Origin of the sequence: Pseudomyxococcus flavus (assembly GCF_050038885.1) — a bacterium.
GTDB lineage: Bacteria > Myxococcota > Myxococcia > Myxococcales > Myxococcaceae > Myxococcus > Myxococcus flavus.
This window is the reverse complement of sequence record NZ_CP143624.1, coordinates 3,728,891-3,755,774: the sequence shown is the minus strand read 5'-3', so window position 1 is coordinate 3,755,774 and position 26,884 is coordinate 3,728,891. Positions and strand designations below refer to the sequence as shown.

The 26,884-nt window shown below is 70.4% G+C and carries 23 protein-coding genes; 10 read left to right on the top strand and 13 right to left on the bottom strand.

The features are described from left to right. Positions 1–177: 177 nt before the first annotated feature. The 6 genes from VZL07_RS15735 to VZL07_RS15710 all read right to left on the bottom strand — a co-directional run bounded on the left by VZL07_RS15735 (position 178) and on the right by VZL07_RS15710 (position 7,265). Complete coding sequence (locus tag VZL07_RS15735; RefSeq protein WP_426756358.1) at positions 178–996, bottom strand: helix-turn-helix domain-containing protein; 819 nt, start codon at positions 994–996, stop codon at positions 178–180. Continuing rightward, positions 996–3,143 carry a cation:proton antiporter gene (locus tag VZL07_RS15730; protein WP_426756357.1) on the bottom strand — a complete coding sequence of 716 codons (2,148 nt, stop codon included), beginning with the start codon at positions 3,141–3,143 and terminating at the stop codon, positions 996–998. Before VZL07_RS15730 ends, VZL07_RS15735 begins: the two co-directional genes overlap by 1 nt. Before the next feature lie 102 nt (positions 3,144–3,245). Continuing rightward, complete coding sequence (locus VZL07_RS15725) at positions 3,246–3,614, bottom strand: response regulator (protein WP_426756356.1); 369 nt, start codon at positions 3,612–3,614, stop codon at positions 3,246–3,248. 227 nt (positions 3,615–3,841) lie between these two features. Continuing rightward, positions 3,842–4,453: a DUF2378 family protein gene (locus VZL07_RS15720; protein ID WP_426756355.1), complete on the bottom strand. Its 612-nt coding sequence runs from the start codon at positions 4,451–4,453 to the stop codon at positions 3,842–3,844. A 214-nt stretch (positions 4,454–4,667) separates the two neighbouring features. Beyond that, positions 4,668–5,828 (bottom strand): pyridoxal-phosphate-dependent aminotransferase family protein, encoded by a 1,161-nt coding sequence (locus tag VZL07_RS15715; protein WP_426756354.1) that lies wholly within the window; start codon positions 5,826–5,828, stop codon positions 4,668–4,670. 141 nt (positions 5,829–5,969) lie between these two features. After that, positions 5,970–7,265 (bottom strand): M20/M25/M40 family metallo-hydrolase, encoded by a 1,296-nt coding sequence (locus VZL07_RS15710; RefSeq protein WP_426756353.1) that lies wholly within the window; start codon positions 7,263–7,265, stop codon positions 5,970–5,972. A 334-nt stretch (positions 7,266–7,599) separates the two neighbouring features. On the opposite strand from VZL07_RS15710, the gene VZL07_RS15705 reads away from it, so the two are divergent. Then, on the top strand, positions 7,600–8,547 hold the full coding sequence (locus VZL07_RS15705) for an ATP-grasp domain-containing protein (protein ID WP_426756352.1): 948 nt from the start codon (positions 7,600–7,602) through the stop codon (positions 8,545–8,547). Between the two features lies 1 nt (position 8,548). Here VZL07_RS15705 and VZL07_RS15700 read toward each other — a convergent pair whose 3' ends face one another. Continuing rightward, on the bottom strand, positions 8,549–9,925 hold the full coding sequence (locus tag VZL07_RS15700) for a hypothetical protein (protein WP_426756351.1): 1,377 nt from the start codon (positions 9,923–9,925) through the stop codon (positions 8,549–8,551). A gap of 354 nt (positions 9,926–10,279) precedes the next feature. On the opposite strand from VZL07_RS15700, the gene VZL07_RS15695 reads away from it, so the two are divergent. From VZL07_RS15695 to VZL07_RS15670, 6 genes are all read left to right on the top strand, one after another. Continuing rightward, on the top strand, positions 10,280–11,611 hold the full coding sequence (locus VZL07_RS15695) for a TIGR02270 family protein (protein ID WP_426756350.1): 1,332 nt from the start codon (positions 10,280–10,282) through the stop codon (positions 11,609–11,611). A 21-nt stretch (positions 11,612–11,632) separates the two neighbouring features. Beyond that, a complete protein-coding gene (locus tag VZL07_RS15690) occupies positions 11,633–12,100 on the top strand; it encodes a DUF4150 domain-containing protein (RefSeq protein WP_426756349.1) in 468 nt (155 codons plus the stop codon). Between the two features lie 24 nt (positions 12,101–12,124). Then, a complete protein-coding gene (locus VZL07_RS15685; RefSeq protein ID WP_426756348.1) occupies positions 12,125–13,012 on the top strand; it encodes a hypothetical protein in 888 nt (295 codons plus the stop codon). Between the two features lie 132 nt (positions 13,013–13,144). Continuing rightward, positions 13,145–13,600: an imm11 family protein gene (locus tag VZL07_RS15680; RefSeq protein WP_426756347.1), complete on the top strand. Its 456-nt coding sequence runs from the start codon at positions 13,145–13,147 to the stop codon at positions 13,598–13,600. Between the two features lie 36 nt (positions 13,601–13,636). Next, a complete protein-coding gene (locus VZL07_RS15675) occupies positions 13,637–14,449 on the top strand; it encodes an Imm49 family immunity protein (protein ID WP_426756346.1) in 813 nt (270 codons plus the stop codon). Beyond that, positions 14,446–15,552 (top strand): hypothetical protein, encoded by a 1,107-nt coding sequence (locus tag VZL07_RS15670; RefSeq protein ID WP_426756345.1) that lies wholly within the window; start codon positions 14,446–14,448, stop codon positions 15,550–15,552. Before VZL07_RS15675 ends, VZL07_RS15670 begins: the two co-directional genes overlap by 4 nt. Before the next feature lie 39 nt (positions 15,553–15,591). Here the strand turns inward: VZL07_RS15670 and VZL07_RS15665 are convergent, their stop codons facing one another. Genes VZL07_RS15665 through VZL07_RS15650 form a run of 4 tightly spaced genes read right to left on the bottom strand, consistent with a single transcriptional unit; the run spans position 15,592 to position 18,961 of the window. Continuing rightward, complete coding sequence (locus tag VZL07_RS15665; RefSeq protein WP_426756344.1) at positions 15,592–16,830, bottom strand: MlaD family protein; 1,239 nt, start codon at positions 16,828–16,830, stop codon at positions 15,592–15,594. Then, positions 16,827–17,645, bottom strand: coding sequence for an ABC transporter ATP-binding protein (locus tag VZL07_RS15660; protein WP_426756343.1), 819 nt, complete (start codon positions 17,643–17,645; stop codon positions 16,827–16,829). Before VZL07_RS15660 ends, VZL07_RS15665 begins: the two co-directional genes overlap by 4 nt. A gap of 6 nt (positions 17,646–17,651) precedes the next feature. Continuing rightward, positions 17,652–18,461, bottom strand: coding sequence for an MlaE family ABC transporter permease (locus VZL07_RS15655; protein ID WP_426756342.1), 810 nt, complete (start codon positions 18,459–18,461; stop codon positions 17,652–17,654). After that, the gene (locus VZL07_RS15650; RefSeq protein ID WP_426756341.1) at positions 18,458–18,961 is read right to left on the bottom strand and encodes a hypothetical protein; all 504 of its coding nucleotides are present in this window, start codon (positions 18,959–18,961) and stop codon (positions 18,458–18,460) included. The genes VZL07_RS15655 and VZL07_RS15650 overlap by 4 nt, the downstream gene beginning before the upstream one ends. A 305-nt stretch (positions 18,962–19,266) precedes the next feature. Between VZL07_RS15650 and VZL07_RS15645 the strand changes: the two genes are divergently transcribed. Further along, on the top strand, positions 19,267–19,656 hold the full coding sequence (locus tag VZL07_RS15645; protein ID WP_426756340.1) for a hypothetical protein: 390 nt from the start codon (positions 19,267–19,269) through the stop codon (positions 19,654–19,656). A 1-nt stretch (position 19,657) separates the two neighbouring features. Here VZL07_RS15645 and recF read toward each other — a convergent pair whose 3' ends face one another. Both recF and VZL07_RS15635 read right to left on the bottom strand, forming a co-directional pair. Beyond that, complete coding sequence (recF, locus tag VZL07_RS15640; RefSeq protein WP_426756339.1) at positions 19,658–20,800, bottom strand: DNA replication/repair protein RecF; 1,143 nt, start codon at positions 20,798–20,800, stop codon at positions 19,658–19,660. Between the two features lie 40 nt (positions 20,801–20,840). Then, positions 20,841–22,751: an ATP-binding protein gene (locus VZL07_RS15635; protein WP_426756338.1), complete on the bottom strand. Its 1,911-nt coding sequence runs from the start codon at positions 22,749–22,751 to the stop codon at positions 20,841–20,843. Between the two features lie 204 nt (positions 22,752–22,955). On the opposite strand from VZL07_RS15635, the gene VZL07_RS15630 reads away from it, so the two are divergent. Both VZL07_RS15630 and VZL07_RS15625 read left to right on the top strand, forming a co-directional pair. Then, positions 22,956–24,065, top strand: a complete 1,110-nt coding sequence (locus VZL07_RS15630) for a DNA alkylation repair protein (protein WP_426756337.1) — start codon at positions 22,956–22,958, stop codon at positions 24,063–24,065. A gap of 149 nt (positions 24,066–24,214) precedes the next feature. Continuing rightward, positions 24,215–26,587 (top strand): hypothetical protein, encoded by a 2,373-nt coding sequence (locus tag VZL07_RS15625; protein ID WP_426756336.1) that lies wholly within the window; start codon positions 24,215–24,217, stop codon positions 26,585–26,587. Positions 26,588–26,884: the final 297 nt, after the last annotated feature.

The window sequence follows — 26,884 nt, the reverse complement described above, 5'->3', positions numbered from 1 at the left end:
TGGGAGCATGCTCCCACCGGAGCCGCCCCCGCCACCAGCGGCGGGGAGACCACGCCCCGGGAGCACCGGGGCCAGCCCGGCGCCTGAATCAGCACAGCGCGTCCTGCTCCGCCAGCGCGCAGCGAGCCGGAGCCAGCTGGTACGTTGTCAGCAGTCGGTTCGCCAGCTCGCAGGCGCTCAGCGCAGCGCCTCCAGCTCCGACAGGACAGAGAGCACCTGGGCCGGCTGGCGCACCTCCAGCAGCCGGTCGGCCAGCCCGTAGGCGGCCAGCCGTGCCACGTGCGCCAGCCGCACCAGCCGCGCGCTGCCATGTCCGCCGTCCATCGCCGCCACCACCAGCCGCAGGGGCTGCCCGTCCGGGGTGTCCCCCTTCAAGGGCTTCGCCAGCGTCACCAGGGCCGCCGTGGGCGCCGCGCCGGGCACGAAGACGTGCGGCACCGCCACGCCCGCGCCCACCGCGCATGAGGACTCCTCGCCGCGCTCCCGCAGGCCCTTCACCAGCAGCGCCGCGTCTATCCCAGGCCGGGCGGATGCCAGGCGCTCGGCCACCACGTCCAGCACGTCATCCCAGCCCGCGCAGGACAGCTGGAGCACCACCCGCTCCGGCGCCAGGAGCGGCGCCAGCGGAGGCACGGGCGCGTCGCCCCGCGCGCCGCGCACGGGGAACTCCGCGTCGAGGAAGTCACGCACCCGCGCCAGCTGCGGTCCGGACAGGCGCCGCCGGGCAATCTCCAGGAAGAGCGCCCCGGCGCCCGGCACCTCTTCCAGGTAGCCGGCCACATAGGGGCTCACGCGGTTGGCCACGTCCATCAGCAGCGCGGGCGGGACGTCCAGCTCGCGGGCGATGGCGGACAGGCGCTCGGGCGTGGGCGGCGCGTCCACGCCGTTCTCCACGCGGCTGAGGTAGGCGCTGGACACGCCGATGCGGCGGGCCAGGTCCCGGAGGGACAGGCCCGCGTCCACGCGCAGCAGCCGAAGGGTGGCTCCCAGGTGCATCAGCTCCTCGCGGGCAGCGCACGGGCCGCGTGGGGCCCGGCGTCAGCAGCTTCCGACGTCGCCTCCGCCGCCGAGGCGGGCGTCGCATCGCACACCACCAGCAGCGACCCGGGCGCGTCCCGGACGAGGCGCTCGCGGTTCAGGCCAAACGCCTTGTCCTCCAACCCCCACTGCGCGCCCATGCCCACGACGACCAGGTCGTAGCCGTGGCGCGCCTCCTCCAGCGCGGCCTCGTCCGGCGCGGCGCTGCGCACCACCTTCAGCACCACACCGCCCTCGGTGGCGGGGAACAGCTCCTCCACCTGGGCCCGGGCTCCGCCCTGGCCGCCCAGGTCCGACGTCACATGCAGCACCGTCACCTCCGCGCCCGACTGCTTCATCAGCCGCCGGGCCAGCGCCAGGGCCGCGCGGTCATGCCGGCTGCCGATGAAGGGCACCAGCACGCGCTTTACCTCGGCCAGGTCACGGTCCACCAGCACCGCCACCGGCCCGCTCGCCTCCTGCATCACCTCGTGCACCGTCCCCCCCAGCACCGTCTGGCTGAAGAGCGGCTTGTGCCAGCCCAGCAGCACCAGGTCCGCGCGCCGGGCCTTCGCCGTGCGGCAGATGTCCTGGGCGGGCTCGCCGGAGACGAACGACAGCGGCCGCACGGAGAGCCCCAGGCTCTCGGCCCGTCCCAGGAGCGGCGTCAGCGCGCTGTCCTCCTCCGGGTCCTTCTGCGAGTCCGGACGCAGCGACGCGCGCTCCGGGGACACCAGGTGCAGCGCGTGCAACTGCGCGCCCTCGTCCACCCCCGTGAGCGAGCGCGCCAGCGTGGCCATGCCGGGCCCCGCCTGCCCGTGCGACACGCACATCAGCACGCTGTAGGGCGCCGGCCCCGGCTCCACCGGCAGCGGCAGCACCACGCGGTCCCTCGCCAGTTCCTCCGTCGGATAAATCCAGCGCAGCAGCGGCGTGGTCATGAACGTCGTCACGAGCGCCATCAGGACCATCATCGTGAAGAGCTGGGGCGAGATGACGCCCAGGTCCAGGCCGATGTTGAGCACGATGAGCTCCATCAGGCCGCGCGTGTTCATCAGGATGCCGATGGCGCTCGCCTCGCGCCACCGCAGGCCCGTCATCCGCGCCGCCACCGCGCTGCCACCGAACTTGCCCAGGCAGGCCAGCACGATGATGACGCCGCACATCACCCAGTCCTCCGCGGTGTTCAGCAGGCCAATCTGCGTGCGCAGGCCGCTGAAGGCGAAGAAGACGGGCAGGAGCAGCACCACCGCCACGTCCTCCAGCCGCTCCGCCAGCGACTCCGCCAGCCGGCCCTCCTTGGGAATCACCGCGCCGAAGAGGAAGGCGCCGAAGAGCGCGTGGATGCCGATGAGCTCCGTCACGCCGGCGGACGCCAGCAGCAGCACCAGCGTGCCCGCCACCACGTTCTGCGTGAGCCCCTCGCGGCTGGCCACCCGTGCGCCCAGGCGCGCGAGGAAGGGCCTCACCACCATCAGCATGAAGGCGATGTAGCCCAGCGCGAGCATCGTGGTGAGCGCCGCCTGCGCCAGGCTCGACGCGCGGACGATGGAGACGACGAAGGCCAGCAGACACCACGCGGTGACGTCATCCACCGCCGCGCAGGCGATGGCCACCGTGCCGACCTTCGACTGGAGCAGCCCGCGCTCGGTGAGGATGCGCGCCAGCACCGGGAAGGCGGTGATGCTCATCGCCACGCCCATGAAGAGCACGAACGAGGAGAAGGGCACCTCCGGCGACGACAGGCTCTTGTAGAACCACAGCGCGCCCGCGCCCGCGCCCAGCGCGAAGGGAACGATGATGCTGGAGTGGCTGATGGCCACCGACGCATGGCCACGTCCCTTCAGCAGCCGGGGGTCCAGCTCCAGGCCGATGAGGAACATGAACAGCACCAGCCCCACCTGGCTGAGCATCGTCAGCACCGGCATGGACGACGCCGGGAACAACCCGTTCATCACGTCAGGAGCCAGCCAGCCCAGCAGCGACGGCCCCAGGACGATGCCCGCCACCACCTCCGCGATGACCAGCGGTTGTCCCAACCACCGCGCGCCGCGGCCAATGAGCCGCGACAAGCCGATGATGACGATGAGCTGCAGAATCAGCAGCGCCAGTGCGTTGGTGTGCATCCGGCCCTCCACGTAAAGTGTTAAGCTGGCACTTACCAACGAGCCCCATATGCGTCAACCGAGCGGGGATGCAGGACGTCCCCGGGCATGCGCCTGCCTGCTCTACGACGTCAGGTGCCGGCCGACGGCGTCCAGCAGGGTCTCCACGTCCACGGGTTTGCGCAGGTGTCCGCAAGCGCCAATCTCGTCCGCGACCTGCCGTGCATTGGCGGACGCGGAGAAGACGAGCACGGGAATCTCGCGCCACTCCGGCACCTGCCGCATGGCCCTGGCGAACCCGCCGCCGTCCAGGACGGGCATCATCATGTCCAGGAGGACGAGCCCCGGCAGCTCCGTCGCCGCGCCCAGCACCTCCAGGGCATGCTTGCCGTTGCTGGCACCCAGCACCGTGTAGCCCGCGTCGCGGAGCACCTCTTCCAGCGCTTCACGAAGGTCCGCGTCGTCATCCACCACCAGCAACGGCCGACTCACTCACGCCTCTCCTTGTCTTCCAACGGCCCGCCCGGGGTAACACGCACCGCTGCGCTCGCGCGGCCCGCGGCACGTGCATGAGCTTACTGCCCATTCGGAAGTTCGGAGGTGAAGCGGAAGACGCGCCGCCACGAGCGATGGCTGGTGAACGTCCGGCGCCCAGCGCCACATATCGGCGGACGCTTCGCGCGCGTCCGCCGCGGGCACTCGGGCGTCCTTTCTCGAGGCTACTTCCAGGAAAGCTCGTACTCGCTGTCCAGCAGCCCCACCTGACGGCCCTGGACCCGGACCTCGCGCATGCCGATGGCCTCTAGCACGCCGTGCAGCACGCCCTCGTGGTAGGCGGCCGGCATGAAATCGCGGCGCATGATGAAGCGGGCGCTCGTCTCGCCGGTCCACTGCGGGTAGCGCTCGCCGTACGTCACCGCGGAGCGGTAGGCCTCGCCCAGCGACTCCAGCAGGACGCGCGGCTTCCCGGAGGCCGTGCGCATCAGCTCCCGCCCGAACACGGACGCCAGGAAGTCCATCGTGGCCTGGGTGCCCATGCGCCGCAGCACGCTCTCGAAGCCCTCCAGTTGCGGCGCCAGCAGGCGGGCCGCCGTCGATGTCATCCGGAGGAAACGGGTGATGGGGTACAGGTGGAGGAGGTTGATTTCCCACATGCCCGCCACGCCCTTGCACCGGGCGACGGCGCCTTCACCGCCGAGGAAACCCACCACGTCCAGCGTGCCCTGGAAGAACATCCCCCGGGCCATGTCGTCGTCCGTGGCCGCCAGCCGGCGCAACTCCAGCTCCCAGGCCGCCCCGCCACCCGCGCTCGATTCATAACCCGCGTACATGGTCGTCTCCCCGAGGGGACCCACCAGGGCGCCCGGGGAACACACCGCCACCAAACCTCGCGGATGCTTCCAGGCTCCCTGGATTCCCCCCACTTCCGGGAAGCCAACAGTCGCATATTTTTACGGTACTGTCGAAGCAAACCCGTTTCGCCCCGCGGGCCGAGACAAGCTTCCAACAGCCAACATCATCCGAGGCAGCAGCGGCCCTGTCCGCTCAGCCCGCGAGCAGGGACGCCTGGGCGGCGGCCACGGCGGCACCCGGCTCCGAGCGGTGTCCCGCGGCGAGCAGGGCGCGCTCCAGGGCCCCCACCGTGGACAACACGTCCGCGGGCCCCACGCGGTTCATGTGGCCCACGCGGAAGTAGCGCGTCCTGAGGTCGGGGTGCAGGCCTCCGGCCACAACGACGCCCTGCCCCTTCACCCCGCCCACCAGCGCGGCGTCCACACCCTCCGGGTAGTACACGGCGCTCAAGGTGTTGGCGGCCACGGCGTCGGACGTGGGCAGCAGGCGCAGGCCCAGCGCCTTCCACCCCGCACGGAAGGCCCGCGCCATGCGCTGGTGCCGGGCGAAGCGGGCCTCCATGCCCTCGGCGAGAATCTGTCCCAGGCTCACGTCCAGGGCGGCCACCAGGTTCACCGGCGGGGTGGCGAAGTAGGCCGGCTTGCCAGCCTCGTAGGCCTCCATGATGGGCAGCCACTCCGCCCAGTCCGCGTAGACGCTGGCCACCGGCGCGCGGCGCTTCCGCCACGCCTCCATGGCCCGGGGGCCGACGGTGAGCAGCGCCAGCCCGGGCGGCACGCCCACCGCCTTCTGGCTGGCGGTGAGGTAGACGTCCGCCTCCCACGCATCCTGGTGGAAGGCCTCCGCCGCGGTGGCGCACACGCCGTCCACCACCGACAGGACGCCGTGCTTGCGGGCGGCGCGCACCAGCGCCTCCGCCGGCGCGAGGACGCCCGTGGACGTGTCCACGTGGGTGACGGACAGCAGCTTGAAGGTCCCCTTCGCCAGGTGCGTCTCCACCTCGTCCAGGGAGGGCACGTCCCCCGGAGGCGCGCGCACGTGCGTCACCGTCGCGCCGTGGCGCTCCAGGATTTTCGCCATCCGGTCGCTGAAATAGCCGGTGTTCACCACCAGGGCCGCGTCGCCGGGCTCCACCAGGTTGGCGACCGCCAGCTCCATGGCCAGCGTGCCGGAGCCGGACACCACGAAGGGCTGCGAGGAGGGCGCCAGGCACACCTCCCGGAGCCGCCGGAGGGCGCGGCCGAAGACGGTGATGAACGCGGGGTCCGTGTGGCTGAGCGTGGGCGCGCCGAGCGCCTGGAGCACCTCCGGCTCGAACTCCACCGGCCCGGGAATCATCAGCAAGTCTCTCACGGCGTCACCGCTCCTCTCGCGCAGCCGCCGCGGGCGGGGGTGCCCGCGGCTCGATTTGACTGTGACGGCCCCCGGCCGCGCTGTCCACGCACAGATGCGCCAGACGTGTGTCCGGTGGCCCGCGCTGAACAGGGCGCGGCCTCAGAGCCGGACGAGCAGCTCGCGCAGGATGGCGAAGCCCTGCCGGAAGTCCTCCAGCCGGGCCTGCTCGTTGGGGGCGTGGTAGTACTGCATGTCTCCGAAGCCCGTAATCTGCACGTCGCAGCCCTGGCGTTGCAGGTCCCTCACCAGCGGCAGCGAGCCGGTGAGCGAGAAGGGCGTGGCCGTCACGCCGCGCACCACCTGCATCGCCTCCTTCAGCGCGCGCAGGCCCTCCGAGTCCAGCCGGCAGGCGATGCCCTCCGTGCCCGTCCCCAGGAAGCGCAGCGCCAGCGCGCCGCGCTTGCCGCCCGCGGTGCGCGTGCGGGGGAAGTGGGCGGGGGCCTCGCCGCGCTCCAGCCGCGCGTCCAGCTCGCGCACGAAGTCCCCCACCGCCTGCTGTACCTCGGCCATGTCATAGAAGGGCGTGAGGCGGATGTCGCCGCGCACGACGACGTCGGCGGGCACCTTCGTCTCCTTCGTGTTGGGCGCCTCCACCACGGTGGCCTTGAGGCTGGAGGACGACAGGAAGCCCCAGCGCTGCTCGTCCTCCGTGGGCGGGAAGCGCTCGTGGAAGAAGCGGGCCAGCTCCAGCGACGCGGCCATGCCCAGCTCCAGCGCGTTGACGCAGTTCTGCGGCATGCCGGAGTGACCGCCCACGCCCGTCACCTTCAGCTCCCACAACGTGACGCCCGCGGTGCCCAGCGTGGGGCCGAAGTTGGCGCTGTCCAGCCAGTACACCGGCTCGCCCTCCAGCGGCTTGAGCTTCCCCTGCTCGGCCACGTAGTTGAGGCCCAGGCCGGGCAGCTCCGAGGACTCCTCGTTGGAGATGAGCACCACCTTCAGCGTGCGGCTGGGGCGCACCTTGCGCTCCGCGAGCTGGGCGAGCAGGTCGGTGAGCACGGCGACGTGCCCCAGGCAGTCGGTGACGCCGCGCCCGTAGAGGACGCCGCCAGGGCCCTCCCACAGCGCGAAGGGGTTGCGCTCCCACCCTTCCGCCTTCTCGTCCGCGGGGACGACGTCGAAGTGCGCGCCGACGAAGCCGATGGCGCCCTCCCCTTCTCCCTGCACGGTGAGCACCAGGCAGGGGCGAGCCTCCTGGCCCGGGCCGGCGATGGACTCCGCCTGGATGAAGCCGCTCTCGATGTGCGGCGCCAGCGTGTCCAGCACCACCTGTGCGGCGAGCCGCTCCTCGGGCACCAGCCCCGCGCCAGGGTTGTTCTGCAGCTTGGGAGTCAGGGCGATGAGCCGCCGGAGCACGTCGAGGAATCGGTCCTCACGCAGGGAGAGCGCTTTCATGGCGTGCGATTGGAGCCCAAGCGCCCGGTGGAAGTCACCGGAAACGACAGCGCGCGCGGCGCACCGCGCAGTGCCCGACACCCAGGTGACGCGGTGTCCCAGGCCCCAGCGAGGCCCCTGGTGCGGCACGGCGCCCGGCCCCATCTTGTCACCACCATGCCCAAGCCAGCTCCACCGAAGCCGTGTCGCGCGCTCTTCATCCGGGACTGGACGCCGACCTCGCCCGGGACGCGTCCCGCGCCGTCAGACCCGGTGACCACGATGAAAGTCGGAGAGGAGACCGATAGCGGAGACGCGCTACAACGCTAGCGGTTCCTGACATCGACGGGAGAGGATGCTCGTGACACGGACAGGCACGGTGGTGCTGGTAGGCTCGCGAGAGGACGCGCACGTGCAGGAGATGGCGCGCCGGCTCAGCGCCGAGGACGTGGACAGCGTGGTGGTGGACACGCTCGCCTTTCCCGAGGAGACGCGGCTGTCGCTCACGGAGGACCTGGCGGGCATCGTGGTGGATGGGCGCGACGTGGGCCGGCCCGCCGCCGTGTACCTGCGCGGGCTGCACGCCCACCCGCTGGCGTACCTGGTGGATGCGCAGGACGCCATGGACGCGGACTGGCGCACCACGCTCACCGCCTTTCGCGAGAAGAGCGCCCTGCTGAATGGCCTGCTGGGCCGGTGGGAGCGCCTGGGCGTACCGCTGTACAACCCACCCTCCTCGGACTGGGTGATGCACAAGCCCGCGCAGCTCGCCGCGCTCCAGGCCGCCGGGCTGCCCGTGCCCCGAACGCTGTGGACGAACGACGCGGAGGCGGTGCGCCGCTTCGCGCGGGGCGGGCGCGTGGCGTACAAGCCCGTCATGGGCGGCGCGGCGACGCGGGAGCTGCGCGCGGAAGACCTCACGGATGAACGCCTCGCGGCGCTGTCCGCCGCGCCCGTCACCTTCCAGGAGCTGCTGCCGGGCGAGGACCTCCGCGTGTACGTGCTGGACGGCGCCGTCATCGCGAGCCTGCGCATCGTCACCGCGTCGCTGGACTTCCGGCAGAACGAGGAGCGCATCGAGCTGGTGACACTTCCCGAGGACGTGGCCCGCGCCTGCGTGAAGGCGTGCGAGGTGCTGGGCCTCCGGTGGACGGGGTTGGATTTGAAGCGGGACGCGGATGGCGTGCCGCGCTTCCTGGAGCTGAATGGCTCGGCGATGTTCCTCGGCTTCGACGCGCGGGGCGGCTCGGACGTGGCCGGGCACCTGACGCGGGCGCTGGTGCGGCACGCGCGCGGCGAGTAGCTCAGCGGCGGCCGAGGAACTGCGGATCCTTCCAGTCCCAGAGCCGCTCCGGGTGCTCGTCGACGTCGACGGGGAAGCTGTTCCACCGGTACACGGCGCGCGAGCTGGCGCCGTGGATGTGGATGACCAGGCTCAGCACCGCCAGCACCGCGAAGGTGGCCGTGAGTCCCCGCCGGGCCTCCGGGCCGCGCCAGCGCAGCGCGCGCACCACGGGCACCAGGAAGAAGACGAGGAAGGGCACCATGTCCGTGAAGAAGCGCGGGCCATAGGAGTGCCCCGCCCACCAGTGCGGGAAGGTGGAGATGGCCACCCAGTGCAGCACCACCACCGCGAGCAGGACGGCGTGCAGCCGGGTGAAGGCGCGAGCGCGGAGGTCCAACCACAGGCCCCAGGCGCAAAGGAGGAGGACGGGCGTGAAGACGAGCAGCCCTCGCGCGGGGGACACGAGGTTGCCAGCCAGGGCCTCGGCCACGCGTGACGCGGACAGCTCCAGGCGCTGGGGCTCGTAGTAGGGCGCCAGCACGGTGCCATAGTGGACGAGGTTCACCGTCACCCACGGAATCGCCACCACGAGCGCGCCCGCGAAGAACTTCCAGGCCTGACGCGGGTACGTCCACAGCACGTAGAGCGACAGCAGCAGCACGGAGATGCTGTTGGTGGGCCGCATGACGTAGGCGAGCGCGAGGGGGATGCCTGCCCAGGCCACGTGCTTCGGGGCCTCGCGCGCGCGCACCAGACACAGGAGCACGAGCGACAGGCACAGCAGCGAGGGGCCGTGCTGCCACAGCGCGCGGCTGGCGGTGGAGAGCAGCGGCGTGCAGAAGACGAAGACGCCGGCGAGCAGGAGCGCGCGCTGGCGGGACAGGCGCAGCACGGTGCCGAGCACGTACATGACGACGCCGGCCAGCGCGGTCAGTACGGACGCGAAGAGGCGCTGCGGTCCGTTCCACGCGTCCAGGTCCACGCGGCCCGTGGCGTCGTAGATGTGGCGCCAGTGCGCCAGCGGCCGGGCCAGGGCCGGGTGGAGGTTGCCCACGGGCGTGGCGAGGCGGACGAAGCCATCCACCAGCAACACCATGGGCCACGCGGCCAGCGAGGGGCCCAGGGGGAAGTAGTTGTAGAGGTGGCCGTCGCGCTCGTAGAGGCCATGGCGGTACGACTCGAAGGTGGGCGCGTACTCATCGAGGTCGAGGTTCCCCTCCCGCAGCAATGACAGCGTGGTGGGGAGCGTCAGTTTGGAGTCGAAGGGCGTGTAGACGGGGAACGCCGCCAGCGCCGCGAAGAAGCCCACGAAGAGCAACACGCGTCCGGCCCAGGTCCGAGACCTGGGGAGCGTGGGCGCGGCAGCGGCGGACGTGGAGACGGCAGGTGAGCTCATCGCGACGAGAGCCCCTCGCGCTCCGGCAGCGCCGAGGTGGCGGGCCGCCGTCTTAGTGGCTTGGGAGCACGAACGCCAGATGCGGCCACGCCGTCGAATCACACCAGCCACGCGCCAGACACCTGCCCGCCGCATCCCCATCCGAGCGTCGCTCGACAGGGTTCCAAGCAACAGGCACACTTCCAGGCCGCGAACAGCCAGGGGGAACGGCATGAGGAAGGCCATCATTGCGACCTGCGCGGAGCGCGTACCGCGCCGCCGACACGGCCTCCCGACGCTGAGCGAACAGGCGGCGCGCCTGGCGAGTGGCAACGTCCGGGCATCCACCGAGCACGCGAAGGGCCACGGTTGACCATGTGGGCATTCCGTCCAGACCTGAGCCCACGCTGGGACCTCCTGGAGGAAGCGTTCGACGAGGCACGCTACCAGTGGCAGCAACGTGAGTACTTCTTCCAGTCAGCGACCCTCCAACCTGGCCAGGTCGCGGAGCTTCATGAGGAGCGGCTGCGCGCCTTCATCGACATGCTCGCGCACAGCGCCTCGCGGGTGTCCGAGCGGCTGCTGCTTCCCAATCTCCAGGAGGATGACCGGGAGTGCACGGGCGTGGCGGCGCTGGCCCTGCTCGCGAGAGAGGCCCCTCATGGCCTGACGGCGGTGCTGACGGAGCTGAGGGAGGGAACTCCCGAGCGACAGGGCTGGGTCGCCGAAGCCCTGGCGCTCAGTGAGCGGCCCGGACTGGCCCACCAGCTTGTCTCGCTGCTCAACCCCAGGGAGCAGCCCGAGGTCCAGGCGTCAGCGCTGGAGTCCCTGCGTCTCCAGGGGCATTCCCCCGGAGGCGCCGTGCTGACAGGTGCGCTCGCGCATCCATCGCCCGAGGCCCGGCTGGCGGCCCTGCGAGCAGCACGGCGATGGCCACGAGACGCGGAGGCAGGGCTCGTGCGGCGGGGGCTGGAGTCGGGTCTGCCCGAGCTCCGCGCGGCAGCGCTGGAAGCAGGGCTGGTCCAGGCGCAACGCCCGGTCTGGCAGGCCTGCCGTGCGGCGGCGGAGGCGCCGGATGCGATGGGGCGCACCGCGCGGCTGCTCCTCGCGCTGGGAGGAGAGGACGAGGATATCTCCCGGCTGGTGAAGCTCCTGGACACGCCGCCCCTGAGACCTGACACCCTGTGGGCGTTGGGCTTCTCCGGACGGACCGCGGCCGCGGATGCGTGTCTTCCCTGGCTGGAGGACCCGCGGCTGGGAGGCCGAGCCGCGGAGGCCTTCTGCGCCATCACCGGCCTGGTGCTCAAGGACGGCCTGCTCCGGGAGCGCGAAGAGGAGGATGACTCGCTGCCGCCCTTGGAGGAGGACCTCCGCACACCCCTGACACCCGAGCCCGATGATGCGCTCCCGCTGGCCCGCGCCTCCGAGGTGGAACGCTGGTGGAGCGAAGCGCGCAAGCATCTCCGGCCGGACTCGCGCGTCCTGGGTGGCCGACCACTCACGGCCACGCGCCTCGTCGAAGCACTGGAGACGCTGCCCATGCGGCGCCGGCCTCCGCTGGCGCTGGAGTTGGCCATCCGCACCGGAGGCCAATACGCAGTGGAGCCCCGCGGATGGTTGCATGTGCAGCGTCGGCAAGCTGCGGAAGCCCGAAGCTGGAATGGCGGGGCCGCCTTGCGACCCTTCGCCACCTGGATGAGCCGCTGAGAGACAGATTGGAGGCAGGAGATGGGCAATACCGTTGGCGTGAACAAGATGTCCGTGGTGACGAAGGACAGCAACGGCACCACAGTGGCTTTCCCCGACGTGTGCAAGACGCCCAGTCCCGCGGGGCCCGTCCCCATCCCCTACCCCAACGTCGCGCGCTCGGCGGACACCGCGCAGGGCAGCAGCACGGTGTTCGTGGAGGGCAATCCCGTGTGCCTGAAGGACTCGAACTTCAGCACGAGCACCGGAGATGAGGCCGGCGCCGCGGGAGGTGGCGTGATTTCCGGGAAGACGAAGGGCAAGGCGGAGTTCGTCAACTACTCCTTCGACGTGAAGTTCGAGGGGAAGAACGTGGCGCGAGCCCTCGACCTGATGATGCACAACGACAAGAACACGCCCCCCTTTCCACTCATGCAGCCTCCCGTGGTTGCGACGGGGAAGAACGCTGGAGCCCCGTACTGCCTCATCTGCAAGAAGCAGATGAAGTAGCCGGACACGGCAGGAAGGAACGCCATGGGGAAGAGCACCGACGAACACGTCGTCAATCCGGACGGGACCTGCCCTCACGTGGTGGTGAAGGAGGACACCGAGGGTGGCGCGTGCCTGACAGGACACGATTCCAGCCTCGCCCCCAGCACCTGCTCCTATCGCTGGCAGGCGCTCACGGAGTCCAGGCGGAACCGCACGGCGCTCTACGACAAGACTCCCACAGCCGGGAAGCGGCAGAAGCCCGCGCCCATGGGCCTGCTGGCCACGTCGGCCTACCTGAGCACCCGGGGGAATCTCTACCCGGGACAGTACGGCGCCGTCATCTGCCTGCCGGAGCCAGGCGACTGGCACCTGGACGGCCCCACCCGGGACGACATGGCGGATGCCGCGGGAAGGTCTATTCCTCGCGGACAGAACTTCTCGAAGCATACGTGGCCGTACTGGCACAACTCGCACCACTTGATTCCCAAGGGGCTCTTCAACGAGACCATCGCGGAAATCGATGATGCCGACTGCCAGACGCTGATTCGCCTGGCGCTGCTGCGCGCCGGCTACAACATCAACCACCATATCAACGTCATCATCCTGCCACAGGACCTGGAGGTCGCCCGCGTCCTGGGACTGCCCCGGCATCTCATCTTGGAGGATGGCTCCTGGATGATTGAAGACAGCCCCAAGTTCGACCACCTGGGCTACAACTGGAACGTTCAGGACAGGCTCGAGCCCATCATCAACCGCTATGTAAAAATATGCGATGCGGAGCTCCGCAAGAACTGCGACACCTCGAAGTTCAAACTCTCCAAGGTGGAACTCGAGCGGCTCTCAACGATTTGCTACAGGAGCATCACGGCGTTAGGACAAACAAACCCCGGCGAACCCATTTCAGACATGCCCAAGCTCCCTCGAAGCTAGAACTCTAGCTAGAACTCTATGGACTATTTCGCTCTCACCCGAGGCCCTACCGTTGATCGTAGTCTCTGCATGCTCGAACGTGAGCCCCAGGGCCTGAGAATGTTCAGCCACCGACTGGCGGAAGGTTACCCCATGGGGGACAAGTACCCCCCAGACGCAGTGTGGCAGATGAGCAGCAAGTACGGCGGAAGCAAACTGGCCTCGCTCATCGCCTCTCACTATGTCGTGGTGGAGCGGGCCTTGAAGGATGTCTTCGAGCGCACTGGCGTTCCCATGGAGTGCCTCAACTTCACCCTGCTCGACCACAAGGGGCAGGTGGCCAGCCGTGATTACTTCATCATCAACCCGCTGGGCACCTTCGACTGCCTGCACATCGAGAAGAGCGAAATCGAGTATTCCAAAGAGATGCCGGGAGAAATCATTGGCATCGACAAATACGTACTCTCGACCGAGAAGCTCCGCTCCGCGCCTGACTTCTTCCGCATCAAGGGAGACCCCTACGTCTACGTCCTGAGCCACACGCTGGTGGACGAACTGCGGCAACTCAACCCCACCAACGTCTACCTCACCAAGCTGGAACAGGCCTGAGCTGATCCAGCGAACGCGCGGCACAAAGCCCCATCCATGGTGCGAACGCCCCTGCCCCTCATCGAGAAGAACAGCCTCATCCAGCTCCAGATGGTCCTGCCGCGCGTCCTCGCCCGACAGGTCACCCAGGCCCAGATGATGAGCGTCTGCGCCCTCTACCGGCGCATGGGCATTGCCCAGCTATTCCTCTCCGGTTTGCCGGATGGCTTCTTCGAGGACCTCTCCCGCTCGGCGCGCGCCTTCCTCTTCTTTCTCCAGGGTGCTCAGGACTCCGCCAAGACGACGAGCCGCTCCGAGCCATACTTCGACGCCATCGCCTGTGGGGATACCGAGGCGGAGCGAGAGATTGCCCAGCACTCCCGCGCCACCTGGAGCCCCGGTGAGGAGTACGAGGACGACTTCCTCTATGCCCGCATCCTCATGGAGCGATTCACCCTGGCCGCGTCCAACGACCACCTCGACGTGACCATGAAACGCTACGAGCGCCTCCCGACAGCGGACGACGATGTGCGGCTCACACTCTGTCAGGCCCTGGTCGCCGCAGACGCCCAGCGCTTCGAGGACGGCCTGGGCCTCCTGCTGGAGGCCCGCACCCAGGCGCTGCGCCAACGAATCGCGGCCGAGCGCCTCTCCCCTGACGACGCCTCCACCACCGCCCACCTTTCCGTGGAGGTGCTCGCGCTGCTGCGGTTGGCCGAGCGCGCGGGGCTGTCCACCGAGATGCACTACCCGCTGGCGCCCTCCGTGGCCCGCCGGCTCGACCGTGCCCGGCTCCCGCCTCCGGCGTCCTGGCAGCAGCTCATCACCTCCATCCAGGGCATGGCGAACGCCCCAGTGCAGGAACCATGAAGCTCGCTGTCACAGGACTCGGGCTCGTCACCTCCGTCGGCAATGGCGTCGTGGGGTCCTGCACCGCGCTGCGCGCGGGACTCTCCCATCCCAGCCCCCTCCCGGCCTTCACCGTCGAGGATGAGCCAGGCGAAGCCATTCCCGTCACCGGCTTTCCCGCCACACCATTCGCGGATGGGTTCTTCCAGACGGGCGCCTGGGTGCGGCTGGCGTCGGGCGCTTTCGATGACCTCCGCGACGCCGCCGCGCTGCCTTCCCGCGTGGACGCCCCGTTCTGGCACCGCACCGGGCTCATCGTCCTGGCCCCTCTCGTCGACGAGGAGCGCTTCGGCTGGTCGCTCCAGGAGATGCCCAAGGCGCTCGAGTCATTCTACCTGCGCCCCCTCGTGTCCCTCATGGACGTTCCCATCCGGGAGGAACACGCACGAGCGTTGGCGCTGGGGCACTGCGGCCTCGCGGCGGCGCTCGAGCAGACGGACGCCTTGCTGACCTCCAGGGCCGTGGACCGGGTGCTCGTCCTGGCCGCGGACTCCTATGTAGACCCGGAGAGCCTCACGTGGCTCGCCAGCCGCCATCGGCTCAAGTCTCCGCGGCGGCAGATAGGCCTCATGCCCGGTGAAGCAGGGGCCGCCATCCTGCTGGAGCGCCCCGTGACGGCCCGCGGGAGGCGCGCCTTCTCGGCCGTGCAGGTGGAAGCCGTGACGCTTGGCGGGTTCCCGGAGGCAGGCATGACGCACGCGCAGCTCGGACGCGTGCTCGCGGAGTCACTTCAGCGCGTCCTTCCCGCCCACGCTGCCCCACCGCGCTTCCAGGGTGACCTCTACCTCGACCTCAACGGCGAGGCCTGGAGAGCCCAGGTCTGGGGCCACGTCCAGGTGCTGCTCGCCGAGCAACTGGACCTTCCCCGCTGCCGCATCCTGCACATCGCGAGTTCGCTGGGAGAAACGGGCACGGCCTCCGCGCCGATATCACTCGCGGCGGCGGCCTGGGCGTTCTTCAGGGGCCACACGACCGGCGAGCGCGCCTTGCTGAGCTCGATCTCTGATGCGGGGCAGACCGCCGCCGTCCTCCTGACACGCGGCGAAGATGCTCGCACAGCATGAGCCGTGAGCCGCTCCTCCACGGCGCGGACACCCCGTGCCTCACTGCGACGAGGGCGCCATCTCCCCCGAGGAGGGCTGGGTCACCGTCTCTCCAGAAGCAGCGGGTGCCGCGCCTTCGGGAGCCGCGGCCGGGGCCTCCGATCTCGGCTCCACGCGCTCCACCTTGCCCACCTGCTCCAAATCTTCCCGATTGCTCAGGGAGAAGCGCACCAGCGCGCGGAGGATGCGGTTGCGCTTCACGTTGCCAATCACCTCACGCAAGTCCTCGTACACCGTCGGGTCGCTGATGAGCCCGCCCACGGTGCCGTCCCCCTTCGCCACGGTCGCCGTAATCTTCTTCAGGTCCGCAGCCGCGCTGCCCAGGTCCGCGAACATGCCGCTCGCGTCGCCGTACACCAGCTGGTGCACCGCCCCGTTGGGGCTCTTCTTCGCATCCTCGATGAGCCCCGCCAGCTGCCCGGCCGCCTCGCCCAGCTCGCTCAGCGCCTTCGTGCCCTCCTGGCCGTAGATGAGCGCGTGCGCCGTGCCGTCCCCGGTGCGCACCTCGCGCAACAGCGCCTCCAGCTCGCCCACCGCGCCGTCCACCCGCGCCGCGGCGTTGGACGCGTTGGCCAGCAGGCCCCGGACCTCGCGGCCGGCCTGCTTGTCGTAGATGAGCGCGTGCAGCACGCCGTCGCCCTTCTCCACCTCTTCCAGCAGCGCCCGCAGCGCCGCCACGCCGCGCGTCACGTCCTCGGCCATCTGCGGGTCGGCATACGTCTCCACCGCGGCCCGCAGCGACTTGCTGATGGCCACCGAGTTCTCCATCACCTGCGAGGCGCCGTTGAGCAGCGCGGACAGGTCCCCGCTCGTGGACGACTGGAGCACCCCGCCCGGCTCCACCGGCGGCGCCGTGGGGCTGCCCAGGGAGATGTCCACCGCCTTGTCCCCCAGCACGCCCATGCTGGACAGCTGCGCCACCGAGTCCTGCCGCACGCGGTCCGTGTAGCGCGAGGACACCTGGAACCGGATCTCCAGCCGCGGGTCCTTCGGGTCGGGCGAGAAGGTGATGCCCGTCACCCGCCCCACGTTGAGGCCGCCGAGCCAGACGGGCGACTCGTCGCTCAACCCCTGCACGTTCGCGAAGTAGGCGCGGTACGTCGTCTTGCGCTCGAAGAGGCGCGACTGCTGCCCGATGACCATGACGACGACGCCAGCGACCGCCAGGCCGATGGCCACGAAGAGCCCCGCGCGAAACGCCAGGCGACGCTCGGACCCGGCGGGAGAGAACAGGCTCATGGCGCCCCTCCGGGATACAGCTCCACGCGGCGCGCGTCGAGGAAGGCCCGGACCTCCGGGACGGTGGAGTGGAGCATCTCCTGCGGCGTGCCCACCTGCACGATTCTCCGATTGGCCAACATGGCGATGCGGTCTCCCACGGTGAACGCGCTCACCATGTCGTGGGTCACGACGATGGACGTACAACCGAGCCGGGTCTTCATCGAGTTGATCAACACGTTGATGGACTGCGTGGTGACGGGGTCCAGGCCCGTGGTGGGCTCATCCCAGAGGATGACCTCCGGCTCCGTGGCGATGGCCCGCGCCAGCCCCACGCGCTTGCGCATGCCGCCCGACAAGTCGGAGGGCATCAGCGTCTCGGTGTTGGGCAGGTCCACCAGCGCCAGCTTCTCCGCCACGCGGGCGCGGACCTCGTCCGCCGGCATGTCCGGGAAGTGCTCGCGCAGCGGATAGGCCACGTTCTCCCCCACGTTGAGCGAGTCGAAGAGCGCCGCGCCCTGGAACACCATGGCCACGTGCCGGCGCACCGGCATGAACTGCTCCTCCGTGAAGCGCGTCAGGTCGTGCCCCTGGAAGAGGATGCGCCCGGTGTCCGGCGCCAGCAGGCCGATGAGGCACTTGAGCAGCACGCTCTTGCCCGTGCCCGAGCCCCCCATCACCACCAGTGTCTCGCCGGCGCGCACGTCCAGGTGCATGTCGTCATAGACGCGCTTGGGGCCGAACGCCTTCGTCAGGTGCTCGAACTGGATGAGCTGCTCTCCCGCGCGGGGCGGGAGGAACTCGAACTCGGAGGATGGCGGACGGGAGGAGCGCATGGCGCGTCACAGGCTCAGCGTCAGCTGGGTGATGAAGAAGTCCGCCAGGCACACGGACACGGAGGTGGTGGCCACCGTCTGCGTGGTGGCGCGGCCCACGCCCTCCGTGCCGCCCTCCACGGTGAGCCCCCGGAAGCACCCCACCAGGCCGATGATGAGCCCGAACACCGCGCCCTTGAACACGCCGGAGGCGAAGTCCTGCATCAGCACCGCGTCCAGCGCGCCCTGGAAGAAGAGGTTCAGCGTAATCGCATACTGGAAGTTGACCACCAGCGCGCCCGACACCAGCCCCACCACGTCCGCGAACACGGTGAGCACCGGCAGGACAATCAGGCACGCCAGCACGCGGGGCACCACCAGCTTGCGCAGCGGGTCGGCGCCCAGCGCGCGGATGGCGTCCACCTGCTCCGTCACCGTCATGGCGCCCAGCTCCGCGGCGATGCCGCTGCCGATGCGCGCGCCCACGGTGAGCGCGGTGAGCACCGGCGCCAGCTCGCGGAACAGCGTGAGGATGACCACGCGCCCCACGGTGTACTGCACGCCGAAGCGCGCCAGGAAGTAGCCGAACTGCAGGGAGATGACGAGCCCCGCGAACATCGCCGTGAGCAGGGCGATGGGCAGCGAGCGCACGCCCAGCGACTCGGTGTGATACACGAGCCCGCGCCAGTCATAGGGCGGGCGCACCGCGCGGCTGAACACCTGCCCCGTCATGCGTGACAGCGCGCCCAGCGACTCCAGCCGCTCCTTCGCGCGCTCCATCAGGGTCGGCGTCGCGGGGGGCGCCACCGCGCCCACTTCAGGCTGCCGAGTCGTCATCCCCGGCGCTCCGCTTCGAAGCCCGCCAGCAGTCCGTCGAAGTCCGCCATCCGCGCGTCCGCCAGCCCGGGCGGCGCCACGTAGGTGAAGTCGAACACGCAGTTGTCCTTCTTCAGCACCACCAGCTCGAGCTGCACGGGGACACCGTCCATCTTCGCCAGGTAGCGGCTGCGCAGCGCCTCACGTCCCGCCATGGGGATGTTTTGCGTGGCAAGCTCCTGCCGGTCCGTGAAGCCCGACAGCAGGTGGCGCGTGAGCACCTGCAGGGACGGGTCGTCATGCCCCTTGCACGTGGCGTTGACGGAGAGCGCGCGGCCGGTGCCCGCCTCGGCGAAGGCGAGGTCATTGTCATCCAACCACACCCGCTCCCAGTACGCGGGGAGCTCGCCAATGCGGTAGCGCACAGCGGACTTGGTGAGGACGGAGTCCTTGAACGTCGTCCGGTGGCAGCCCGTCAGGGGCATGACCGCCAGCAGGCACAGCAACGTCTTCCGCAGCATGGCACCGTTCTTCGTGGCTCTCTTCCGGCCCTGCGCCCGAGTCATGCGTCACAAGTCGCGCCCCTGCAAGGAATTCCATGCCGTGGGGTAGGGGGCAAACGTCCACTGTCACACCTCTATAGGGCCTTGCCGCGTCACATTCCCGTCGCCCATGGTGGACGGTTGTTCGCCGCGATAGCGGCCCGTCATCACGGGCGCCCCGCGCCAAGCAGTCCCAGCCGGCCCCATGAAGCCCCAGCTTTGTCCCGACACGCGCCAGCCGTGGAACGCAGCGCGTCCCCACGCACGAGACAAGGAGGACACACATGGATGGCGGACTCGCGGTCTTCGGCTTTGGCCTCTTCCTGCTGGGAATCGCCAACCTGTACACGCGCCACAGCTACTGGCTGGCCGTCTCCGTCCTGCTCCTGTCGGTCATCTCCATGGGAATGGCCTTCAGCGAATCGAAGCGGCTGCGCGAGCTGTCGCTGGGCATGGGCGTGGTGCTGCTGGTGCTCACCGTCATCGCCCTGGCCGTGGGCACGCCCTTCTGGCTGCCCATCGCGACCTTCCTCTTCGCCGTGGGCTACGGCGTGCTCTGGGCGGAGTACCGCTTCCCCTTCTTCGAGCACGTGTCGGGAGACGCGGTGCCGCACCACACGGGGAAGCGCTTCCACGTCCACTGGCCCTGGCACCGGCGGCGCGCGACGCCGTGACTCAGCCGGCGGTCGGCGCCGCGTCCGCCGCGCGCACCACCACCTGCCCGGCGTGCACGTCCAGCCACAACGTGTCCTCCGCCGCCGCGCCGCGCACCAGCGAGCCGTCCGTGGTGGTGAGCACCACCTGCGCGCCGCTCCGGGCCAGGTAGCCCATGAGGTACGCGTTGCGCTCGGGGTCCAGCTCGCTCGACACGTCGTCCAGCAGGAGCAGCGGCAGGAAGCCCATCGCGGCCTCCAGGTTCTCGATTTCGGCAATCTTCCAGCCGAGCACCAGCGCCCGCTGCTGGCCCTGGCTCGCGTAGGCCCGCGCGCTGCGCCCCCCCAGCGTCACCGACACATCATCCGCGTGGGGGCCCACCGAGGTGAAGCCGCGCTCCATGTCGCGGCGCAGGCGCGCGGAGAGGCACTCGCGCAGCATGGCGGCCAGCGTCGCCTCGTCCGCGTTGGCGAAGTCCCCGTCCAGGTGCGCGGGGCGGTAGCCGTACGCGGCCGGGTCCACCGTGCGGCCAATGGAGGCGAAGGTCGCCTGGGCCCGGGGCGCCAGCTCCGCCATCAGCGCGCGCCGCCGCGAGTAGATGCGCGCGCCGGCCTTCGCCAGCGTCTCGTCGTAGGCCTCCAGGTACACCGCGTCCACCGCGTGTCCCTCGCGCAGCAGGCGGTTGCGGTTCTTCAGCGCGCGCGCGTACTCGCGGCTCTCGCGCAGGAAGGCGGGGAAGCGGTTGAACACCGCCCGGTCCAGGAAGCCGCGCCGCGAGTCGGGTCCGCCCTTCACCACCTCCAGGTCATCCGGCGTGAAGGCCACCACGGACACGCCGCCGAAGTAGTCCTCCAGGCTGGAGGCCTTCTTCCCGTCCACGAACGCCTGGCGCGTGCCCCCGCCCACCTCCACGGAGATTTCGCGCTCGGCGCCCTTGAGGAGGAAGCGGCCCGTCACCCGCGCGCCCTGCGAGCCCCAGCGCACCAGCTCTGACAGCCGCCCGGCGCGCAGGGGCTTGAGCGTGGCGAGGAAGTAGAGGGCCTCCAGCAGGTTCGTCTTGCCCTGCCCGTTCTGTCCCACGGCGATGGTGGCGTGGGCGCTGGGCGCGAGCTGGACCTGGGGGAGGTTCCGGAAGTCGTGGACGTGAAGCGCGAGGAGGCGCACGGCCCCCTCCGTATAACCTCTCCGCCCTCCGGAGGGGGACCTATCTCTCCGGCTGGAGCGGCAGCTCCACCACGAAGGTGGCACCCTCGCCGGGCCGGCTGTCCACCTGGATGGTGCCCCCCATGGCCTGCACCAGCGTGCGCGTCACGTACAGCCCCAGGCCCAGGCCGCCGTAGTTCCGCTCGGACACGGCGCGCTCGAACTTCTGGAAGATGCGCGCGTGGGCCTCCGGGCTGATGCCGATGCCCTGGTCCTTCACCCACAGCCGGGCTCCCAGCCCGCCGGGCGCCACGTCGATGTGGATGGGTGTCCCCGCGCCGTACTTGAGCGCATTGGACAGCAGGTTGGAGACCACCTGCTCCAGCCGGAGCCGGTCCCAGGTGCCGGTGAAGCCCTCCGCCTGGGTGACGTGCAGCTCGCTGCCCGAGCGCACGGCCTCCAGCTCGAAGCGCGCGGCGACCTCCCGCACCAGCGCGGGCAGGTCCACCGGCTCGTACTGCATCTTCAGCCGCCCGGTGCTGATGCGGGACACGTCGAGCAGCCCGTCGACCAGCTTGGACAGGCGCGTCACCTGCCGGCGCATGGCCTCCACCTCGCGGCCGTGGCGCTGCGCCAGCGAGGAGGACGGGTCCGCCTGCACGGCGCGCACGAGCGACTGGAGCCGCAGCCCCAGCGACGTCAGCGGCGTCTTGAGCTCGTGGCTGGCCACGGACAGGAACTCGTCGCGGGCGCGCACGGCCTCCTGGAGGTGCTGCTCCACCGTCTTCAGGCGGGTGATGTCCAGGAAGGGAATCACCACCGAGGACGGGTGGCCATGCATGGCCGGCAGCGTCTCCGAGGAGATGCTGAGGAAGTACTGGCCCGCGGGCGTGTGCCAGTGGACCTCCAGTCCATCCAGCCGCTCGCCGCGGGCGGCGCGGTTGGAGGGAATCTCGTCCACGCGCAGCCGCCGGCCCTCCAGGTCCGTCACGTGGAAGTGCTCGCCGTACGCGGACGCAGGCACGTCCTTGGGGATGCTCCGGCCGTAGAGCCGGTCCGCCGCGGCGTTGGAGAAGTTGAGGTCGCCGGTGTTCGGGTCGGCCATCACCACCGGCATGGGCATCAGGTCCAGCACGGCCTCCAGCCACTTCTGCTGGCTCTCCACCGCCTGGCGGGCGAGCACCTGCTCGGTGACGTCGAAGGCGAACGTCACCAGGCCGTCCACCAGGCCACGCTCGTCGCGCAGCGGCTCGAAGATGATGTTCCAGAACTTCGTCTCGACGCGGCCGTGGCCCTCGTAGTCGATGGTGACGGGGCACTCCTGCGCGACGGCCTTCTCGCCCGTCTCCAGCACGCCCCGGTGGAGGCTCAGCAGCTCCGGGGACAGGTCCGGGATGGCCTCCTCCTGGGTGCGGCCCGTCAGCTCGCGCCCGCCCATGAGCTTCTGGAGCAGCGGGTTGGCGAACTCGAAGCGCAGCTCGTAGCCGCGCAGCACGCTGATGGCCACTGGCGCCTGGGTGAAGACCTGGAGCAGGTTGCGCCGCTCCGCCTGCGCCGCCTCCCGGGCCGCCAGCTCCGCCGTCATGTCCTCGTAGGCCACGGCGATGTGCGTGACGCCGCCGCTCGAGGAGACCAGGGGGAAGCCGGTGCAGGAGATGGCGATGCGCTTCGCCTCATCGGGCGCGCGGACGTGCTCCAGCTCCTTCACGTCGTACCAGAAGACGGGCGTCTGGACGCGCTCGCCCGAGACAGCGCGCATGAGCAGCTGGGTGTACCCCAGCCTCACGAGCAGCTCGTCGCGGAAGAGGCTGTACTCGGGAGGCGGTCCCGCCCCGAACATCTGGAGGAAGGCGGGGTTGGTGAGCAGGCAGTGCCCGTCCGCGGTGAAGATGGCGTAGGGCACGGGCGAGTGGGTGAACAGGCCTTCGAGCAGCGCGAGCGAATCCGGCACCGCGGCGAGCTGTTCGCGCAATGAACGGGCCTCCGGAGCGCTGGGCCCACCTCGGAGGTCTTGAGTCCAGTGCTCGCCGATTCGCGTCGCCACGGGCGAGGGCGTAGCAGAGCCACCGCGGGCTGCACAGTCCACCTTCGGCGCCCGTCTGGCCCGCCCACCGGCGCCCCCTGGGACGCACATCGGGCTGGTGCGCTGGAGAGCGCATGCCAGGATGCATGCACCATGGCGGACCCCTTGAAGACCTTCTTCGACGCCCGGCTCGTCGAGCGGCTCGCCGCATCACTTCACCAGGCATCCCCGGCCTTCCCTCGCGCGACCTTCCTCCAGGAGGCGGCGGCGGGGCTGGACGGACGAGCGCTCATGGACCGGGCGCGTCATATCGGTGCCGCGATGCATCGTGCCCTGCCGAGCGACTATCCGGAGGCGGTGGACGTGCTCCTGCGCTCGCTCGGTCCCCAGGCGGAGCCGATGGAAGGCGGGGCCATGTCCTCGTTCTTCTACCTGCCGCACACGCTGTTCGTGGCGGAGCACGGCCTGGCGCACTTCGAGGACTCCATGCGGGCGCAGCACGCGCTCACCCAGCGCTTCACCGCGGAGTTCTCCATCCGCCCCTACCTGGAGCAGCACACCGAGCAGACGCTGGCGCGCCTGCGCGAGTGGACGAAGGACCCGAGCGTGCATGTGCGGCGGCTCGTGTCGGAGGGCACGCGGCCGCGCCTGCCGTGGGCGTCGCGGCTGCGCGCGTTCCAGAAGGACCCCGCGCCCGTGCTCGCGCTGCTGGAGCGGCTGAAGGACGACCCGGAGCTGTACGTGCGCCGCTCGGTGGCCAACAACCTCAACGACATTGGCAAGGACCACCCCGCCCTGCTGGTGCAGGTGGCGAAGGCGTGGATGAAGGACGCGACGCCCGAGCGCGCGTGGCTGGTCCGCCACGCGCTGCGCTCCTCCATCAAGCGGGGTGAGCCGGCGGCGCTGGAAGTGGTGGGCGCGGGGCGACCGTCGGGCATCGAGGCCCGGGTGACGAAGCTCCCCCGTCGCGCGGCCCTGGGCGGCACGGTGGAGGTCCACTTCGAGGTGACCAACCGCTCGAAGCAACGTCAGACGCTGGTGGTGGACCTGGCCGTGCACTTCCAGAAGGCGAACGGCGAGGCGAAGCCCAAGGTGTTCAAGGTGCGCGAGCTGGAGCTGGCGCCGGGACAGACGGAGGCGCTGTGCAAGCGCGTCTCCTTCGAGCAGCTCACCACGCGCAAGCACTACCCGGGCCCGCACCGCTTCGAGGCGCTGGTGAATGGACAGGGATTGCCGCTGGGCGTCGTCGAGGTGAGCAGGTAGGGGGAGCCATCCCTCCCGCCTGCGATGCGCCGCCCCGCGTGGAGCCCAGGCTCCCTTTTCGTCAGGAATTGAGAGTCCACAGGCAACTCTCTCGAGCGCGCGGCGATACCTGAACTGTGGGCCGCACTCCGCCCCCAGGGAGCACGCGCATGACCATCAAGGGTTCGAAGCCGGTGACCACCGCGTCCGCGGTGGGCGTGGCACGAAAGCCGGAGGCGCCCGCTCGCGTCCCGGAGCACAAGCCCGCTCCAGGCGCGGGGCACGCGGCGCAGTCTCATTTCGAGTCCACCCGGCGCCCCGGGAACAGGGCTCGTCTGGAAGGCGCCGCTCCCTTCACGCCCGCCGCTGCCTCGCCCCCCCCGAGCCAGCCCGCGGCGGCGGTGGTGCGCCCGGGTGTGCCCGTCGAGTCCTCCCAGGCCGTGACGCTGACCGCGGCGCAGGCGGCGCGCTTCTTCGACTCCGCGCCAGGCACCACCGGCAAGCGGCGGACGCCGGGAGAGAGCCCCAGCCTGCAACGACTGCTGTCCTCGGATGCCCGGGCACGCACCGTGGCTGAGGCGACACCCGCCGCCATGCGGGCGCTGGACGCGGACTCCAAGGCCCAGGCGGAGGAAGACTTCCAGCGGCTGATGGATGCGCACTACCTGGCGCGGCCCTACCTGACAGCGACGCTGCTGGAGGAGCACGCGGGGGACCCGGACTATCAGGCCCACCTCATCGGGCTGCTCGCCGAGAGCGGCCCCGAGGGCGAGCTCCAGAACGTGGTGGCTGGCTTCGAGGGGCTCTTCATCATCAGCGGCGCGGGCGAATACCAGGGGAGTGAAGCGCACCGCGAGGCGCTGCTGGGCGCGCTCCAGGCCGCGCGCGACGCGGGGGTCATCAACGACGCGGACCTCCAGGCCTTCGCGCAGGTCGCGCCGGGCGTCTGGGGGGAGGTGCTCGGGGCGCTGGGTGTCCAGGTGGCCCAGCCGCCTTCGGGCGCGGATGCCGCTGTGTCCGAGGTGGAGCAGGCGACGAGCGAATACGAAGCCGCGCAGGAGGAGGCCCGGAAGAGGGACGAGTGGCTGGCGCAGCAGCTCGCGGACATGGGGGACCTGCTCACTGAGGAGCAGAAACAGGCGTACATCAACGCGTACCGCAACGACCCGGAGAACAAGGCCGTCTACGACGACCTGGAAGCGAAGGCGGCGCGGCTCGCGGAGGTCGTGCAGGCCAACGCCTCCGTGATGGAGGCCGCCGCGTACGCGGACCCGCAGGGTGATGGCGCCGCGCTGCGCAAGGCCCTGGAGCTGTTGGCGGACTCCAGCCATGCGGCGGTGGCGCTGGAGATGGGCGCGCGCTACCTGGCGGACCCCACCAGCCCCATGGGCCAGGTCGTCGCCCACTGGGGTGACTTCGAGACGAAGGTCCTGGAGAAGGGCATCGCCAACGCGACCGCGCAGTTGCTGGCGGATGAAGACCCGGAGACGGCGTTCGCGCGGCTGCAGGAGCTGCTCGAGCCGCTGCAGAACGCCAAGGGGCCCGCGGCGACGGCCTACCGGGACCTGAAGGACGGACTGGAAGCCATCCAGCAGGCGCGGGCGGGCAACTACGACCGGCTGACGCAGCTCGCGCAGCGCTGGGACTCGGCCTCTCCCCTGATGCGCGGCCTCGCCGTCGCGGGCGTGGCCTTCGGCGCGGTGTCAGCCATCGCGGCGGGCCGGGAGGGCGACTTCGCCGGCATGCTGCAAGGCCTGGCGAGCGCGGGCGAGCGCGGCGCTCAGCTGACGGCGGGCGTGCTGCAGTCGATGTCCATCGTCGGGGAGGCCTCGCGCGCGGCCTCCTTCGCGGCGAAGCTCGCGCCAGCCCTGGGGCTGGTGGCCAATGCCACCGCGCTGGGCATCCACCTCAATCAGTTCGCCCAGGAGCAGAACCCGGGCTACCTCATCGCCGCGTTCGGCGACGCGGTGGGCGTCCTCGGCTCCGTGCTGGAGCTGACGCCAGCGGCCCCCGTGGGGTTCGTGGTGAGCGGCATCGGCGCGGCCATCAGCGCGATTGGCGAGCTCACCGTGGCGCCCTTCGAGGCCGCGAAGCTGAACGATGCCCGCAAGCGCTACCTGGAAGCGATTGGCGTCTCGCCCGAGCTGAGCCAGGTGCTGCGCGATGCCGACCCGGAGCGCATCGAGGAGCTCCGGCACGAGCTGGGAATCTCGGCGGAGGACGTGCAGGCGCTGGCCGTGCAGATGCCGAGCCTGCTCACCGAGGGCACGAACAACGGGCTGTACTTCGACCCCGTGGTGGAGATGTTCAAGGCCTACGGCATCCACGGCGACGACGCCTACGCGCTGCTGTCGACGATGGGCAACGGCAACGAGGACCCGTCGAACAGCACCCTGGTGGTGCTGCTCAACATCTCGCGTGAGGCGGGCTTCGCGCAGACGCCCGAGGACTTCGACCGCCTGCTCCAGCGGCTCCGGGCGCAGCTCCCGGAGCACGCCAGCACCATCGACGCGATCCTGGCCGCCCGCGACGCGCAGGCGTAAAGCAGTACCGCCTCAATACCTCCCGGGGGTGAAGGTCGAGCGGCATCGGCCGGAGCTACCGTCGGCGCCATCGCCAACTCCAAGGGGGGCGCATGGCGGCCAAGAATCAGGCGGGAAGTGGATGCGGCAGCACCATCATATGGGTGCTGCTCGTGGGAGGACTGACCGCATACTGCGGTGGGTACAAGAGCCCGCGGTCCGTGAGCCCTCCAGCAGAGGCGCCCAGCGCGGTCGCACCGCCTGCGTCCCCCCCCATGGAGGCCGCGCCACCGCCTGCTCCCAAGCGCACGAGCGCGA